We start from the raw sequence: 15,365 nt of genomic DNA, 5'->3' as shown, positions 1-15,365 counted from the left end.
ATGGATTTATGAGAAAAAGAATGAATCTTTTGCTTGCTTTCATGTTGACATGCTCGTTGACGCTTTCCGCCTGCGGCGGATCAGGGGGAAAGGCGGAGCCGGAACCAGCCGGAACGGACGGAGACCCCGGGAACATCAAGCTAAGAATCGTCAAACGCGGATATACCGATGTGCATCCACCAGCCGATCAATTATGGATGTGGCAAAAATACGAGGAGATGTCCGGTATTGAGGTTGAGTTTGAGGAGCTGGCCGGTTCCGCCGTAACCGAGAGGAAAAATGTCATGCTCGGCTCCAACGACCTGCCGGATGCGTTCTACCGCATTGCCTTCGGCACCGACGAGCTGATGAAATACGGCAAGCAGGGCTTGTTTGTTCCGCTCGAGGATTTGATTGAACAGCATGCGCCGAATTTAAACAAGCTGCTCAAGGACAATCCGGACATCAGAGGAGCGATTACGATGTCGGACGGACATATTTACGCTCTTCCCTACGTCGATTTCTCGAAAGCATTCAATTCCGTTCGCCTGTATATTAATCAGGATTGGTTGGATGAAGCGGGGCTTGAAGTGCCCAAGACGACCGAGGAGTTCCGCCAAGCGCTCATGAAGGTTCGAGAGAAGGACAGCTCCCGTCTCGGCTGGGTGCTTGAATCGCAGTACTGGACCTTCCTGGAGAGCTTTCTGGCCGGCAGCTTCGGTATGGGTGAAGGCGGCGCCAAGGCTTTCGGGCAGTATCTCTATAAGGACACGGACGGACAAGTCAAGACGACGTTCAACGATCCGAAATACAGGGAGCTCTTGCGATATATGAGCGATCTGTACAAGGACGGCTCGTTGGCTCAGCAGAATTTCACGACCGGCTACGATTATGCCAAATGGTCTACGGACGGCTCCAACAATTTGATCGGCTCGTTTGTATGGGAAGGGCCGGGATATATCGGAAAGGACGCGGCTGAAAATTATGTGGGCATTCATGCCCTGGAAGGTCCGAACGGCGATAAAGTCGCGGGGGTGCTGGGACCACCAGCCAAAGGGATCTTCGGTTTCGTAATTACCAACAAAAACAAGTATCCGGTCGAAACCATCAAGTGGATCGATTATTTCTACGGTGAAGAAGGGATTAACTTCGCTACCTTTGGATTGGAAGGAGAAACTTACGAACTGGTGGACGGCAAACCGAAATACAAGGACGACATATTGAATTACAAGGGCGGCGTGCAGCTGGGTGCCTTCCAATATGTTGATAATGTGTATGGCGCTTATTACCCTTATGTTGAACCTGACGACTATCTGCGGATGGCGGCTCGCGGGACGACGGTCGCTGACGAGATCAAAGCGGATCCTGCCGAGCTGGATGAGCTGGCTCCTAAAGAGCTTTGGCCGGATTTTGTTCCCACGGATGACGAAGCCAACCAAACCAGCGCGATTCTGACCGACATCAATAAATATATGGAGGAGATGCGGGTCAAATTTGTTACGGGTAAAGCGAGTCTGGACACGGATTGGGATAACTACGTGAAGACCTTGGACAAAATGGGAGCCCAGCGTTACCTGGAAATCAAAAGGGCGCAGTATGAACGCTATACGAATGTGAAGTAACCATGACGGGACGCAGGCATGATCGATCGGGGCGGTTTACATGCCAATGATGCAAACGCTATAATTTTAGTTGGACTAGATCAAACCGGAAAATAGATAAAGATGGGATGAGAACCAAGTTGACCAAAGACAATAAACCGCTGTACCGCGTGATGATGGACGAGCTAAAATCGAAAATTTCATCCGGCCTGTACCCTTCCGAGGCCCAGCTTCCTACCGAAGCCGAGCTGAGTACGGCTTTCGGCGTGAGCCGCATTACAACAAGAAGAGCGCTCGAGGAGCTGGAGCGGGACGGGTTCATCTACCGCGTCAAAGGAAGCGGAAGCTTTGTCAAACCCCGGCAGCGGGGTCAGGAGCAGCGGTCAGTTGGAACGGAAAAAATGATATCGCTGATCCTGCCTTCCGAGGACGACCGCGGTACGATGGGGTATATTCGCGGCGCTTCGGACTGGCTGAACGCGAACGGCTACTATTTAAGCATTCATCAGAGCGATTATGACTCCCAGAAGGAGCGCGATCTCCTAGAGATGCTGACCCGAAAGGGCATTGCGGCCATTATATTGTACCCGCGGAACGATCATACGAATTACGATATCCTGCATCGGCTATGCCTTGAAGATTATCCGATCGTGACCATCGATAAATACTTTGACAGCCTCCCGCTCGGGGCGGTCGTTTCGGATAATTGGAGCGGCTCTTATCAAGCCGTATCCCGATTGATAGAACTTGGACACCGAAAAATTGCGTTTTTGACCGCGGTCAGCATTGAATCCACTTCGTCGGTGCGCGACCGGTATTTCGGATACTGCCAAGCGCTGAAGGACCACGGGCTTCCCCTCGACAGCCGTTATATCAGACTGAACATGAAGGGTTACCGGGAGAAGGTCGGCGTGGAGCAATTTTATAACGAGCTGCTGGACTCTTACAAGACGGAGGGAGTGACGGCCGTTCAGACGGAAAATGATCTGATTGCCGCCAACCTGTTAAACCTCTGTTTGGAGAGGGGGATCCGCATTCCGGACGATATCTCCATCATAGGCTTTGATAATAATCCGGTCACGGAGCATGTGATGATCCCTCTGACTACCGTCGAGCAGAACTTTTACGAGATCGGCCGCCAAGCGGCCGAGCATGTCGTAAACTGGCTGGATCGAGGGAAACCGACACCGGGCAGGGCGCTGATCCCTGTTAAGCTGGTGGAGCGGGATACGACCGCTCCTGCTCCGAAAGCAAGATCGGGCAAATAGATTCGGCATAAAGGCTGATTGTCTGCGGATGCATTTTCTGCAGGCAATCGGCTTTTATTTATGCGATGAAATCCAACAGTTGTTCATTATCCTTTTGCACTGCAGCTTGTTCATCATATCCGTCGTTTCACCCATTCGGCTCTCGAGCGTTAGTTCAGATATAATGGTGTTTAGGGGGTTAGTATTTTGCAGCAGCGAGAGGAGAATGAACATGGAGTGGGTCTACTCAAGTATCGTCCTTGCTATTATCGTGGGCCGATGGTTCTTGGAGAAAATCATTGATGTAGGCGAAGAAGATATGCGTGACACACATGCGAATAAGTGGTACCTAATAGGATCATGGGTGTTGTTAATTCCGATCTTGGTACTTGTGTGGATAATGGATCAAAGCCGGCCCAACCCGATCTGGCCGTTCATGTTCGCGGTACTCTACTGCTTTCGTGGTTATATGGAATGGACATATATCAGGGATAGCAGACGTCATCAAGTCTCATTTCTATTGGCGGCATTCTTGTTTTCATTCACGATCTTGCTGCTAGCCATTCTACTAGTTCAAGGCCCCGATAGGTCCTTCGATTACTAAAGCCCCCCCTTTAATTCTCCACACGCAAACTCGCCTTCCAGCTCCATCCGGGTATTCCGATGGCTGCCGTCATAATAGTTGTCTCGTTCAGTCAACGGTACAAATGCATCGAGCCGTTTTTGTTCGGTATGTAAAAGTTGAATATACATATTCTTTGCTTACTCGTACAAGGGGCAAGCGTGGTACATTATTTGGAAGGACGGCTTTCGTTTACACCATGACACCATGATAAGACAGTTGCGAAAGGAGGTGAATATCATGAGTACGATTCATATGCTGGTCGGGATACCCGGCAGCGGAAAAAGCCATTATGCCAAACAATTGTGCAAAAGCGAGCGGGCCGTTCTGGTTGCGACGGACGCGATACGCGAAAGATTGTTTGGTAGCGAATCGAAACAGAAAAATACGTATTTGGTATTTGACGAGGCTTTCGCCGAAATCGAAGAGGCGCTGAAGTCGGATCGAAACGTCGTATTCGACGCAACGAATGTCAGCCGGGAACGAAGACAGAAATTTCTGAAACGGTTTGGCGATCGACGGGTGGAGTGCCATATCTGCACGACTCCTTATGAAGTAGCCCTGGAAAGGGTCAAGAGACGAAAACGCCGGCTAGATGAGAAGATCATGACCAAGTATGCCAAGAATCTTGAATTCCCGGTCATGGGTGAAGGGTTTGTCGATCTGCATCTCGTTCATGAGGCTGGTGAAACTCAGCTGGCAAGAGAGGATTTGGAACAGCTGCTTAATCGCAGGCCGGATCACGATGAGTTGTTCGGTTACTTATCGCAATCCCCCTATTTTCAAACGATGCTGGGATTTGATCAAGAGAATCCGTTCCATTCGAGAACGTTGTCAGAGCATACGTTTGCCGTGCTGGAATACATCCAAAATTGCTATGAAGGTGAAGGCGATCATCTGCTGGCTATGCAATTAGCGGCTCTGTTCCATGACGCGGGCAAGCCGTTTTGCAAAGTATGGAAGCAGGCTCGAGGTTACTATTCCTATTATGGTCATGAGCATGTATCGGCCATCATGGCATGTCATACCTTGAAAAACCTTGGGTATAAGGATGAATTTGTGCTTCATGTCGTCCAACTTGTCAGCTTCCATATGGAAATATTGCATGGAGGCGATGCCGGCGCATCTAAGATTTACCATTTGTTGGGCGAGGATTTGCTGGCTCAGCTGTATTTCTTCGCAGAAGCCGATACGTTCGGCAAGTAAGGGAGGTGAACAACGATGAAAATGAAATATCCCAGAACGATGCATCTGCCCTGGTCCAGAGGTTATACCGACGACGATAAGATTTTGCGGAATACCGGCCATTTTAAGGGGCAGGAGGTCGTCATTACCGAGAAAATGGATGGGGAGAACACCACCATGTACCCCGATTTCATTCACGCTAGATCCCTGGACAGCAAAGATCATCCTTCCCGTCATTATGTCAAGACGCTGCATGGGGGCATCAAGTATTTGATTCCGGAGGGATACCGTCTCTGCGGGGAAAACGTCTATGCCAAACATTCGCTTTCGTATTCGGCGCTGCCGTCCTACTTCATGCTGTTTTCCGTGTGGAATCAGTGGAATGTGTGCCTGTCATGGGATGAGACGGAGGAATGGGCGGATCGGTTGGGGCTGGTTACGGTTCCTGTCTTGTACCGGGGCATCTGGGACGAGGATGCTGCCAAGGCTTGTTATACGAAGCGATCTTGCTGCGGCGGTGAACAGGAAGGTTATGTGGTTCGGCTGGCTTCCGCATTTGCATATGACGATTTTAAGCATAGCGCTGCCAAGTACGTCCGCAAGAATCATGTTCAAACCGACGAGCATTGGCTGAGCAAACCAGTGGAAGCGAATCATTTGGTTGCAGGAGATTTGAACGGTAAGTAAGTTTTTTATTTATTTTTAGAATATGAGGTGTTGATCATGTAATTTCTAAATGCTTTTTAATAAAATGATGTGGATACATAGCACTGATATGGGCTGCCGTTAAAATCGGGGCTTTTTTTATTATGAAACCGGGCGTGATGAGAATGCATCAAGACGGAATCATGATAAACGGAAAAGAAATGAACGCAGATTCCGTGGCATGTTTACTCATCAACCAGGACAGGAAACCGGTGATCGGGATCAAGCCGAAAGGGCGTAGAATCGTGCCTTTGAAGCTATGTTTTCAGTTCGTGGAGGATCAGACTGAAGGGATCGAGCAGCTTGAACTATGGGCACAAGCAAGTCATGTGAAAATTACCAAAGGTTTTTTTATGAGATGGTTGTAGGGGAGTCTGAGTTCACAAGAAAGCAATCCAAAAGAAATGTCCCGTAGATGAGTCAGCTATCATATAATCAGGTGTTTCAACATGGATTTCATTATGGGGAGAGACAAACATGAATAATATGTTCAATCATTTCGATATGACCCAAATATTAAACCGAATCGACACATTAAGCCCTCAATCACAGCCGATATGGGGTAAAATGGATGCTGCCCAAATGCTGTCTCACTGCTCCGCGTTCCAAGACATCGCCATGGGCATCACAAACCCGCCAAGAGGCTGGCTAGGTAGGCTGGTTGGGAATTTCGCGAAGCCCATGTTTTATAATGAAAAACCGTTACCTCGCAATATGTCGACGATTCCGGATATTTTGATTGCGGATCCAAGAGAATTTGAAACGGAAAGAGAACAATTGAAAGAAAAATTGATTGCATTCCAAAAGAACGGACCTGAGAAATGTACCACGCACCCTCATCCATTCTTCGGTAAACTGACCTCAGAGCAATGGGGGAGGGGTTTATACAAGCATTTGGACCATCACTTGAAACAGTTTGGCGTTTAAGGCTCAAGAAACCTATGCAATGTGGATACGGATGTAACCCCGTAGAGCCATGACTACGAAGGTTGGCTCTACGAGGTTGAAGGGTTTTGCTGCAATTATGTAGTTTTCTTTATAACCATTCCTCGTATTTCTCCATAGTAAACTCGCCTTCCAGCTCTAGCCGGGTATCCGGCTTACTGCCATCATAATAATTGACGTCCATCGTCGTTCCAGTCCAATATACGTAAAATACGCCATTTCCTCTATACTCAATACGTCCCCGGTTATCATTTACCTCTTGGTGTTCAAAATAATAGAGTCTTGCATCCAGGCTTCTGGAGTTCTCGTTATAGCCCCGGGCAAGCGTAAATTCCAGCGGTGCAATCTCATTCAGTTTTAGCGTATCCAGATAAATCGTAAGTTCCGCGTCTGGATTGCTCAGCAGCTCATCCGGATCCGGGAAAACCTGAAGCGGTTCGGTCTCCGTTTCCGTTTCAAACCACAGCATGATTTGCGGCTTTCCGTTGACTTCGGTTCGCGTGGCGAAAGCGTTGGATTCTGCTAGCGCGTGTTTTTCGGTTCCGTTATAACGGATTAATGTGATCGTTCCCGGCATGTGATTCTCCTTGTCTATTGTATTCGATTATGTAGAATGTCATATTAGCCTTTTTTCGTTTATCGAAGCGATAAATATTCCAGCAGGGCGTTCATATGCTCGCTTCCCAAAAGATCCGACAGTGACGGCATCACATGAGCGAGAAAATCCGGCTTCGTCTCATAAGTTTCTTCGTCGCTGGTTTCACCTTGAAATAGCAGAGCGCCTTCAATGAGGATGGACAGCGCGTGAAAGCAATCCGCAAGCGAATTCGTGATTAGCTTAGGCTCGCCACCTTCGAAAGCGGCATATACGGGTGAACCACTGGCTTGGACATCTACAATAAGCGGATCATCGTTCACATTGGCAACGACAACGTGATGAGATGGCCAATTGCTCGATTCTACGGTTTCCCCCTTATCGCTAATCCAGCGATAGCCCATTTGCTGCCGGACCAGATGCTCGGGAGAAACAAAGTAGATGACAGCCGATTCGCCGATCTCAATCGCTGCGTTTTTCATTTTATGGGTTCCTTCCGCCTTAGCGTCCATCATCTCGTAATGGCTATATAGATAAGCCAGTTCAGGGGACAGCGTGATACGGTCATCCACGGGCGGCAGCCGGACCTCGGACCGCTTCCGTATTTCATGATCGGAGAAGAGTCCGAAATCCCGATTATACAAGTCCTGTTGTTCTATGAATCTAGTTAAAGCCGCTTCCAGTTTCTGCATTCATTTCATCCCTTCCAGCATGTTAACCGAATTATAACACGCCGAGTCATCGCGGTTAAGCGCGGGGAAGTCTATCTCTGTTTTGATATATGGTAGAATATCCCGTATGGAGAGAATCCATTAAACGAACGGAAGATGTTATCACGAATACGGATAGGACGTGGATTCTGCAGCAGGCAAGGAGGAGGCAAGAGATGAAATATGAATTCAATATAACGGCTTCGATCTCCGAACTCATATGGTATCCGGATGAGGTGTCTGACGAGTATAGGGTACACCCTAACTTTAAGGCCGTGATGGACCGGCTTGGCATAGCGGTTCCCGTAGAGGAGATCTATGAGCGGTATTTCGATAGTCCGGTGAACACCGGCCATGTTCTGGTATTCCAGGAGACGGAGGGCCCGACTTCCTGCATCGTGCTGGACACGTATCGCGATCCGTTGGATCAGCTGGATATGATCCAGATGGGTTGGCGAAGCCAGGGCGAAGATCACGAGCTTCGCCGGCTATCCCGCAAATTCTATGATGAATGTGAGTTCGCGGTCCGTTATCAGGAAGGTCAGTCGGTATTGTCCGAGAAGCTTCGCGAAGATCGATATCCACGGACCTTCCGGTATCATATGGTATTCGAACAGAGAATGAAGCGATACGTCAATGACGCGGATTCCCCTAATTAGGATTAAGCTTCCCGGAGATCCATGGACTGCTGGATGACATTGGCTTTGTGTCGGAAGAGGCACAGCGTGATCTGCAGGAAGAGGGGGAATCTCTTGAGGACCGGCGCGCTTCGAGCAGACCAATCTGCTCGTTTGCTTGGAATATACTTGAGATGCGGCTCTTGCTCAATGATCCGCCCCTAAGAACCATTTGGCACGATAAGCCGCCGGAGAGATGCCTTTGAATTGGGTGAACAGCCTTGTGAAGTAATGAACGGAAGAGAATCCGGTTCGTTCCGCAATCAGCTTGATAGGATCATGGGTTTGCTGCAGCAGAAGCTCGGCTGCCCGGATCCGTTCGGTTCGAACCATGGACGAAAAGGATTCATGGATGCTGCCCGCAAGCAAGCGGGACAACTGCCGCTCGGACACGTTGAGGTATGTCGCCACTTCCGGCAAGGATAACGTTCCGCTTAGATTGTCTCGAATGTACAGTTTGGCCCTTTGGACAAGCTGCACCGTGGTTGAGTAGCTCGGAGCCGCATCGAGGTTGCGGGCAGCTCCGAACAGGGCAGGGAAGGATTCGAGCAGCGCATGCGCAAGTTTGGGCAGAAGCGAAGCAGGCAGCGAATCATCGGCTTCCGAACGAACCAGCATGGATTTCCATAATTGGATGGCCGGCGATTCGCCGGCAAACTCGATCCAAACGGTACATCGACGAACCGCTTCCAAATATGCCGCCGTAACATCGGTGGCTGATGGTTTCTCCATCGCGTCATATGCAACGAACAACAGATTCAGATCGTGAACGTCCTTGATCTGATGGAGCTGACCTGGACGTGTACAGAAAGCGACCCCTGGATATAAGGGGTATGTCCTGTCGCCTTCGAGATACACGCCGGTTCCGCCGTTTACATAACAAATTTCAACGAAAGAATGCCGATGCAAGGAATTGGCCGTCAAATGACGAACGGTTCCCCAGTAATGGACAAGGAACGAGAGGCTCTCGCCTTCTAACCGACCTGCATAACGATTAAGCCGTTCCTCGCTTTTGCTCCAATGGTACAAGGCTGTACAGCTCCCTCTGGCGTAATTTTGCAAAACGTCGTCTTCCCTGTGCAAATACGATCCCGCTTGCCCTCACTATAATTAAACTAGATATTCCATAAAATATCGAGAGGGTGCATGGCGATGATGGAGGAGAAGGATGTGCAATTTTACAAAGAAAATGGGTATCTGCTGGTCCGAGGCGTTTATAATCAACAGGAAGTCGAAGATATGCGAACGGCCGTTGAAGGGATCATCCAAAGGGCGGCACGCGCCAAAACGGATCAAAACCATGCCTGGCAGGGCGATTTCCTGCCGCCTGAACAGTTGAAGAAGCTGGTTCTGAAAGGATTTCACGACGTGCAATATCATGATGCCGCTTTCATGCGTGCCGCGATCCATCCTCGAATGACCGAAGTGCTGAACGGGATCATCGGACCGAACGTGCAGCTGCATCACTCCAAAATGCTGGTTAAGCCCCCTTCTAACGGGGCCGCATTCCCCATGCATCAGGATTATCCGTATTTCCCTCATCGGGACCACACCATGCTTGCTGCCAGCGTTCATCTCGACGACGCCGATATGGAGAACGGCTGCCTCTGCGTCGTTCCCGGCTCTCATAAACAGGGCGTTTTGCCGCATGTCGGCGCTTACTATTTGAACCATAAAGAGCATCCTTTATCTTCGGGGACTCCATGTCCGGCCAAGGCAGGCGATGTATTGTTCTTCAATTACCTGACCATCCATGGGTCGGACGTGAACCGGAGCGAGCGTACGCGCCGAAACATCCTGTTCCAATATCGCGATGCTTCGGATGTGCCGACCGCTGATGTTCACTTCGATTGGGGCATGGGCTTAATGGTCAGCGGAACCAACCCGGATTTTAACAATGTGAAGCCGAAGTATGAAATCATCAGTGCGAAATGACCACATAACAGCACCGGTACCTGTGCTGAAGGATAAACCAGCTTAAAAGCCCCTTACGGGGCTTTTTTTTATGCCTGGAACTCATGACGGTCATGTTTGCACCTAATATGTAAAAATAATTCGTTGTAATGCCAGCCGGCCCCCCTATACTAGATGATAATGGATCGAGTGATAACGAATTGGGGGAAAAGCATGAAACTTCAGGCTGCGGGCAAAGCATCGAAATGGTTTGTTTATCAAAAAATCGTCATCGTATTTATCCTATTGTTGCTTCCTCTCATCTCGATGAATATTTGGTTGAATTATAAGGGGATGTCCGTCACCAAGGAGTCAATCTTGAACTCCGCGGCCGCGGGTGCCACCTTCTATTCCAGGCAGCTCGATAAAGAAATGTATTTTATCCGGAATCTGCAGCTGCAGCTGTTAAATGACAAGGATCTGCAGAAGCTTAGTTTCCGAGGCAGCATGCTTGAGGATTACGAAGAGGTGGAGCTCATCGACCAGGTCAGGGATCGGTTGGCAACCTTGATGGTTTCCAGCGAATACGTCGTGAGTGCCGGCGTGTACGTGAAGGATGTCGGGAAAACGATCTCGACCACGACGGGAGTGACCAATACCCCGAACAAGGAAATGGAACGGATATCGTCCATGATGGCGGTCATGCCCAAGCCTTCATACTATAGGAGCGGCGACCGGATCTTTCTGATCGAAACCGAAAACAACGGGGCTGTCTGGTCATACATCGAGATTTCCCGGCCCAAGCTGCTCGGGGCTTTAAGCGAAATCGCCAAGCTGTATCCAGAATCTGAAGTCCTTCTGGGGAGCAGGGAAGGCAGCACCATCTTGACGACGGCGCCTGCAGCCGATGAGTCAACAGAGATCTTGAATCATATCCTGGACAAACCGGATACGGATCGAAATGCGCCGGAGATGGGGGAATTGGGAGGCGTAGACTATTTTATCATTCAGAATGAAGTCGGCTCGCTGGATCTGTCCTTGGTCATGTACGTGAATCAGAATGAAATCACCCGCCCCATAAGCCAATTCATTACCTGGTTCTATATGCTGTTTATCCTTGCCGTGATTGTGATGGTGCTCTATTCGTTCTCGGTCAATCTGATGATCCACAGGCCATTGTCCAAGCTCGTTAAAGCCTTTCATATGATCGAAACCGATAATTTGAATATCCTGATCGAGTCCAGAACCAAGGATGAGTTTCATTACGTGTTTAACGGTTTCAACAGGATGGCCTTGAAGCTTAAACAGTCGATCGAAGAAAACTATGAGCAAAAAATAGCACTGCAGCACTCGCAGCTGAAGCAGCTGCAATCCCAAATTAACCCGCATTTTTTATATAACAGCTTTTTCAATGTGTATATGATGTGCAAGGTCGGAGATTCGGATAGTGCGGCGGAGCTCTCGCAAAAGCTCGGCAGCTATTATCAGTACATCACGAGAAGCGGCTCCGACGAGGTGCCTTTTTATACAGAATACAAGCATGCTCTGGATTACTGCGACATACAGGGCATTCGCTTCTCGAACCGGATTTCATATGAGCATAGGGAATTTGCGGACATTCCGCAAGGTATCACCGTACCGAGACTTATCATTCAGCCGATCGTGGAGAATGCGTTCGAGCATGCATTCGAGGATGGCATGGAGGAAGGCATGCTGTACATCATCGCTGATTATCGGGAGGGCAGACTGCGTATCACGGTGGAGGACAACGGAAATTTGCTTACGAATGAGATGCTGCAGCGTCTTCGCGGCAAGCTTGACATGGATTCGAAGCATGTGGAGCAGACCGGATTAGTCAACGTGAACAACCGGCTTCAGCTCAAGTATGGGCCCGGCAGCGGATTATCCGTCTCGCGCAGCGTCCATGGCGGTTTGAAGGTGGATTTGATCATTATGATTCATGAATCAGAGGAGGCATCGTGATGTACAGACTGTTGATCGTGGACGACGAGCCCGTCATCGTGAACGGCTTGGTTCAGCTTTTTCAGGAACAAACGCAATACGACCTGGATGTATGGAAAGCCTATTCCGCCAAGGAAGCGGTGGAGATCGCCATGAGAGTGAAGCTGGACATCCTGGTCAGCGATATACGAATGCCCCATAAGAACGGGCTTCAGCTGATTGACGAAATTACGTACTATTGGCCGCACTGCCGGATCATTTTTCTGACCGGTTACAGCGAGTTTGAATATGTGCACGAAGCCCTGCGCAAGAACGTGGATAACTACATCCTGAAAACCGAAGGGATCGATCCGATCTTTCATGCTGTCCAAGAGGCTTCCTCCAGGCTGGATGAAGAGAACCGACGCAGAATCCAGGCAGAAAAGGCCAAGATGCATTTTCAAATGGCCGAGCCTCTGCTCAAGCGCGAACTCATACAAAAGGCATTGAAAGGGGAAGCCCTGAGTTCCCTGCTGTCCCAGCCCCGTTATGAAGAGGTGGGGTTCGGTATCGACGCAAATCGGCTGGCATTCCTTCTCGTTGGAAGGATCGGAATGGCTCCGGAGGCCAAGACGAAGAATGCGGTGCAAGCCGTTCAGATGATGTTTATCAACGACCTGCCCAGCTCGTTTGCCTGCGAGCATGCCGTATTGGATGAAGACTTGCTGGTATGGCTGCTGCAGCCGGGCGAGGAGCTTCTGGACCGTTATCGGAGGTTTGAGCGGGAAGATGTGCTTCATTGGCAGGGCATGATGTCGTATATGAGGGGCATCCTGGAGCAGGTGCAAAATGAGTGCGAAGAGCTGCTTGGCGTTCAGGTATCTTTCGGGATATCGGGCAATCTTCTGCACCAATGGAACACGGCGGGAGAGCAGCTTCATGCTTTGCGGACCATGCTGCTCAGCAGGGCGGCGCTGGGACAAGAGATGGTCGTTGCCGATATCGAAAAGGCCAAGGAACACGAAGCGATGATACATGGAAACAGCCCGTTAAGGCAGGATGACATGAAATTCGATGTGATCGACCGGATTCACAGGTACATCCTGGAGCATATATCCGGGGACGTCTCGTTGACCGCCATAGCGGAGGAAGTGCATTTTAACCCATCCTATCTTTCGCGCTACTACAAGCAGCTGACGGGTCAAAATCTGCTGGAGTATATTCAGACGAAAAAGCTGGAGGGGGCGCTTCATCTGATGCAGCATACGAACATGAAATTACAAGAGATTGCCGTGCGGCTCGGGTTCGAATCCCCGTCGTATTTCACGACATTTTTCAAGAAAAAGATGGGCGTAACCCCGCAGGAATACCGAAATACCCAATAAGTAAAAAAAGTGAAAGCGATGTAAAAAACTTAAAATTGATAGCGCTTTCGCGCGGAATCTATAATGATATCTAAGCAGCACGGATATCAAGAATATGCCAGATCAAGGGGGATATAGCCATCATGAAATGGACCAAACTAGCGAAAATGATGTTGATTAGCACGATGACGCTGTCGGTAATGGCGGCATGCTCGAATCAGGGGAACGAATCGGAGGGGACACCGAACAAAACCTCTGCCGAGGAGGCGAACTCCAATACGACGCCGCCGGATCCTCTCGGCAAATATCCTGAAACGGTAACGGTCACGCAAGTGCTTGGCTACAATCCGCCCGAGGACCCGCGGACGCCGCAAGGGATCACGCCCGAACAGAATGCTTATTTCAAAGATCTCAAAGACATGCTGAATATTGAAGTCCAGTACAAATGGACGGTGCCTTCCAGCCAGTTCGAGCAAAAGTTTTCATTAGCCATGGCTTCGGCCGACCTGCCGGACATTATGGAGCTGGACCAGAAGAACTTCGAGAAGCTGAAGAAGCAGGACATGCTTGCCGATCTCACCCAAGCTTATAAAGACTTCGCTTCGCCGGCACTGAAAAAATACATGGAATCCGACGGCGGCTTTGCGATGAAGACGTTTACCTCAGACGGAAAGCTGCTCGCGATTCCCGGTTTCGAGGATCCGTTCCTGTCCACCCAGCTGCTCTGGATCCGCAAGGACTGGCTCGATAACCTGAATCTGCAGGCGCCGAAAACGATGGATGAGCTGGAGCAGATTGCCAGAGCCTTTGTGCAGCAGGATCCCGATCAAAACGGCAAAAACGACACCTATGGTATCGCCATGCAAAAGAATCTGTTCTTTTGGGGCTTTGACCTGAGGGGCTTCTTCAATGGATTTGGCGCGTACCCTTCCATCGGGGACAATCAATCGGCCTGGATCAAGGACGACAGCGGCAAGCTGATCCCCGGGCTCATACAACCGGAAGTCAAGACCGCGCTGGGCAAGCTGCAGTCCTGGTACAAGGAGGGAATTCTGGACAAAGAGTTCGCCTTGAAGGACGAGAACAAGTCCGTAGAAGATATTACGGCAGGCAAGGTGGGCATTTCTTACGGGGAATGGTGGTATCCGAACTGGCCGTTGAACCTGAATGTTGACAAGGATCCCAAGGCAGACTGGATTGCCCTTCAGATTCCCGGACTCGACGGGCCGGGCAAGTCCATGGTACCCAAAATCCGCAGCAACAAACTCGTGGTCGTGAACAAAAAAATGAAGAATCCGGAAGCCGCCATCAAAATGATCAACTTCTACATCGAGATGGGCAACAAGAAATACATGGACCAGAATAAAGCGGAAAAAGGATACGTCTACAATTGGTTCAACCCACGGATCTATAATCCGGCTCAAATCGAAACGATCTATACGGAAGTAAACAAGGCTCTCGATGCAAACCAAACGGAAATCACGCTGGATGACGAGAACTACAAAAATGTGGCGGACGTCTTCAAGGCGGCAAAGGATTATCTTGCAGGCAATACCGCGAATGCCTCGAAAGGCGTAAACTGGGGCCAGTATTTCAGCCGGGCGGCGAAAGACGGCGGCTGGGGCATGACGCGGCAAATCAAAGAGAATCAAGCTTACGTAAATAACGAGTTCTACGGACTGCCAACGGCAACGCAAGTCGAGAAGGGCTCCCAGCTTGATAAGCTGATGCAGGAAACCTTCACCAAGATCGTCATGGGGGCCTCGCTGGACGAATTCGATAAATTCGTTCAGAGCTGGAAATCGCTGGGCGGGGATCAGATCACCCAGGAAGTCAATGATTGGTACGGCCAGCAGAGCGCCAAATAATCTTGGATTGATAAAGCGGGAGGAGAAGCCCTT

15 protein-coding genes are annotated in these 15,365 nt (G+C 49.7%); 12 read left to right on the top strand and 3 right to left on the bottom strand.

The genetic code is table 11. The features are described from left to right. The first annotated feature begins 8 nt into the window (after positions 1–8). The 7 genes from BMX45_RS28605 to BMX45_RS28575 all read left to right on the top strand — a co-directional run bounded on the left by BMX45_RS28605 (position 9) and on the right by BMX45_RS28575 (position 6,266). Positions 9–1,601, top strand: coding sequence for an ABC transporter substrate-binding protein (locus tag BMX45_RS28605; RefSeq protein WP_090913958.1), 1,593 nt, complete (start codon positions 9–11; stop codon positions 1,599–1,601). A 119-nt stretch (positions 1,602–1,720) separates the two neighbouring features. Continuing rightward, positions 1,721–2,848 carry a GntR family transcriptional regulator gene (locus tag BMX45_RS28600; RefSeq protein WP_090913956.1) on the top strand — a complete coding sequence of 376 codons (1,128 nt, stop codon included), beginning with the start codon at positions 1,721–1,723 and terminating at the stop codon, positions 2,846–2,848. 28 nt (positions 2,849–2,876) lie between these two features. Beyond that, entirely contained in the window at positions 2,877–3,431 is a 555-nt protein-coding gene (locus BMX45_RS28595; RefSeq protein ID WP_368087186.1) for a DUF4181 domain-containing protein, read from the top strand. 258 nt (positions 3,432–3,689) lie between these two features. Beyond that, a complete protein-coding gene (locus tag BMX45_RS28590; protein ID WP_090913952.1) occupies positions 3,690–4,655 on the top strand; it encodes an AAA family ATPase in 966 nt (321 codons plus the stop codon). Positions 4,656–4,670: 15 nt separating this feature from the next. Then, complete coding sequence (locus BMX45_RS28585) at positions 4,671–5,321, top strand: RNA ligase family protein (protein WP_090913950.1); 651 nt, start codon at positions 4,671–4,673, stop codon at positions 5,319–5,321. 137 nt (positions 5,322–5,458) lie between these two features. Beyond that, a complete protein-coding gene (locus tag BMX45_RS28580) occupies positions 5,459–5,707 on the top strand; it encodes a hypothetical protein (RefSeq protein WP_254778336.1) in 249 nt (82 codons plus the stop codon). Between the two features lie 109 nt (positions 5,708–5,816). Beyond that, entirely contained in the window at positions 5,817–6,266 is a 450-nt protein-coding gene (locus BMX45_RS28575) for a DUF1569 domain-containing protein (protein WP_090913948.1), read from the top strand. 109 nt (positions 6,267–6,375) lie between these two features. Here BMX45_RS28575 and BMX45_RS28570 read toward each other — a convergent pair whose 3' ends face one another. Together BMX45_RS28570 and BMX45_RS28565 are read right to left on the bottom strand one after the other, a co-directional pair. Beyond that, entirely contained in the window at positions 6,376–6,861 is a 486-nt protein-coding gene (locus BMX45_RS28570; protein ID WP_090913946.1) for a hypothetical protein, read from the bottom strand. Positions 6,862–6,920: 59 nt separating this feature from the next. Beyond that, positions 6,921–7,571, bottom strand: a complete 651-nt coding sequence (locus BMX45_RS28565; protein WP_090913944.1) for a hypothetical protein — start codon at positions 7,569–7,571, stop codon at positions 6,921–6,923. Positions 7,572–7,765: 194 nt separating this feature from the next. Between BMX45_RS28565 and BMX45_RS28560 the strand changes: the two genes are divergently transcribed. Continuing rightward, positions 7,766–8,248, top strand: coding sequence for a hypothetical protein (locus BMX45_RS28560; RefSeq protein ID WP_090913941.1), 483 nt, complete (start codon positions 7,766–7,768; stop codon positions 8,246–8,248). A 165-nt stretch (positions 8,249–8,413) separates the two neighbouring features. On the opposite strand, the gene BMX45_RS28555 is transcribed toward BMX45_RS28560, so the two are convergent. Then, entirely contained in the window at positions 8,414–9,295 is an 882-nt protein-coding gene (locus BMX45_RS28555) for an AraC family transcriptional regulator (protein ID WP_090913938.1), read from the bottom strand. A gap of 123 nt (positions 9,296–9,418) precedes the next feature. On the opposite strand from BMX45_RS28555, the gene BMX45_RS28550 reads away from it, so the two are divergent. The 4 genes from BMX45_RS28550 to BMX45_RS28535 all read left to right on the top strand — a co-directional run bounded on the left by BMX45_RS28550 (position 9,419) and on the right by BMX45_RS28535 (position 15,332). Then, complete coding sequence (locus BMX45_RS28550) at positions 9,419–10,201, top strand: phytanoyl-CoA dioxygenase family protein (RefSeq protein WP_090913936.1); 783 nt, start codon at positions 9,419–9,421, stop codon at positions 10,199–10,201. A 192-nt stretch (positions 10,202–10,393) separates the two neighbouring features. After that, entirely contained in the window at positions 10,394–12,142 is a 1,749-nt protein-coding gene (locus tag BMX45_RS28545) for a histidine kinase (RefSeq protein ID WP_090913934.1), read from the top strand. Next, positions 12,142–13,485 carry a response regulator gene (locus tag BMX45_RS28540; RefSeq protein ID WP_090913932.1) on the top strand — a complete coding sequence of 448 codons (1,344 nt, stop codon included), beginning with the start codon at positions 12,142–12,144 and terminating at the stop codon, positions 13,483–13,485. The genes BMX45_RS28545 and BMX45_RS28540 overlap by 1 nt, the downstream gene beginning before the upstream one ends. 122 nt (positions 13,486–13,607) lie before the next feature. Beyond that, on the top strand, positions 13,608–15,332 hold the full coding sequence (locus tag BMX45_RS28535; RefSeq protein WP_090913930.1) for an extracellular solute-binding protein: 1,725 nt from the start codon (positions 13,608–13,610) through the stop codon (positions 15,330–15,332). The last annotated feature ends 33 nt before the right edge of the window (positions 15,333–15,365 follow it).

The sequence above is a fragment of the Paenibacillus sp. cl141a genome (assembly GCF_900109305.1).
GTDB classification, from domain to species: domain Bacteria; phylum Bacillota; class Bacilli; order Paenibacillales; family Paenibacillaceae; genus Paenibacillus_AQ; species Paenibacillus_AQ lautus_A.
The sequence above is the reverse complement of the archived record's forward strand: the minus strand, read 5'-3'. Positions and strand labels throughout refer to the sequence as shown.

Bases quoted from the DNA above. Each gene is read 5' to 3' on its own strand.
- BMX45_RS28605 (WP_090913958.1), top strand. From the start codon at position 9: ATGAGAAAAAGAATGAATCTTTTGCTTGCTTTCATGTTGACATGCTCG.
- BMX45_RS28595 (WP_368087186.1), top strand. From the start codon at position 2,877: ATGCATTTTCTGCAGGCAATCGGCTTTTATTTATGCGATGAAATCCAA.
- BMX45_RS28590 (WP_090913952.1), top strand. From the start codon at position 3,690: ATGAGTACGATTCATATGCTGGTCGGGATACCCGGCAGCGGAAAAAGC.
- BMX45_RS28585 (WP_090913950.1), top strand. From the start codon at position 4,671: ATGAAAATGAAATATCCCAGAACGATGCATCTGCCCTGGTCCAGAGGT.
- BMX45_RS28580 (WP_254778336.1), top strand. From the start codon at position 5,459: ATGAGAATGCATCAAGACGGAATCATGATAAACGGAAAAGAAATGAAC.
- BMX45_RS28575 (WP_090913948.1), top strand. From the start codon at position 5,817: ATGAATAATATGTTCAATCATTTCGATATGACCCAAATATTAAACCGA.
- BMX45_RS28570 (WP_090913946.1), bottom strand. From the start codon at position 6,861: ATGCCGGGAACGATCACATTAATCCGTTATAACGGAACCGAAAAACAC.
- BMX45_RS28565 (WP_090913944.1), bottom strand. From the start codon at position 7,571: ATGCAGAAACTGGAAGCGGCTTTAACTAGATTCATAGAACAACAGGAC.
- BMX45_RS28560 (WP_090913941.1), top strand. From the start codon at position 7,766: ATGAAATATGAATTCAATATAACGGCTTCGATCTCCGAACTCATATGG.
- BMX45_RS28550 (WP_090913936.1), top strand. From the start codon at position 9,419: ATGATGGAGGAGAAGGATGTGCAATTTTACAAAGAAAATGGGTATCTG.
- BMX45_RS28545 (WP_090913934.1), top strand. From the start codon at position 10,394: ATGAAACTTCAGGCTGCGGGCAAAGCATCGAAATGGTTTGTTTATCAA.
- BMX45_RS28540 (WP_090913932.1), top strand. From the start codon at position 12,142: ATGTACAGACTGTTGATCGTGGACGACGAGCCCGTCATCGTGAACGGC.
- BMX45_RS28535 (WP_090913930.1), top strand. From the start codon at position 13,608: ATGAAATGGACCAAACTAGCGAAAATGATGTTGATTAGCACGATGACG.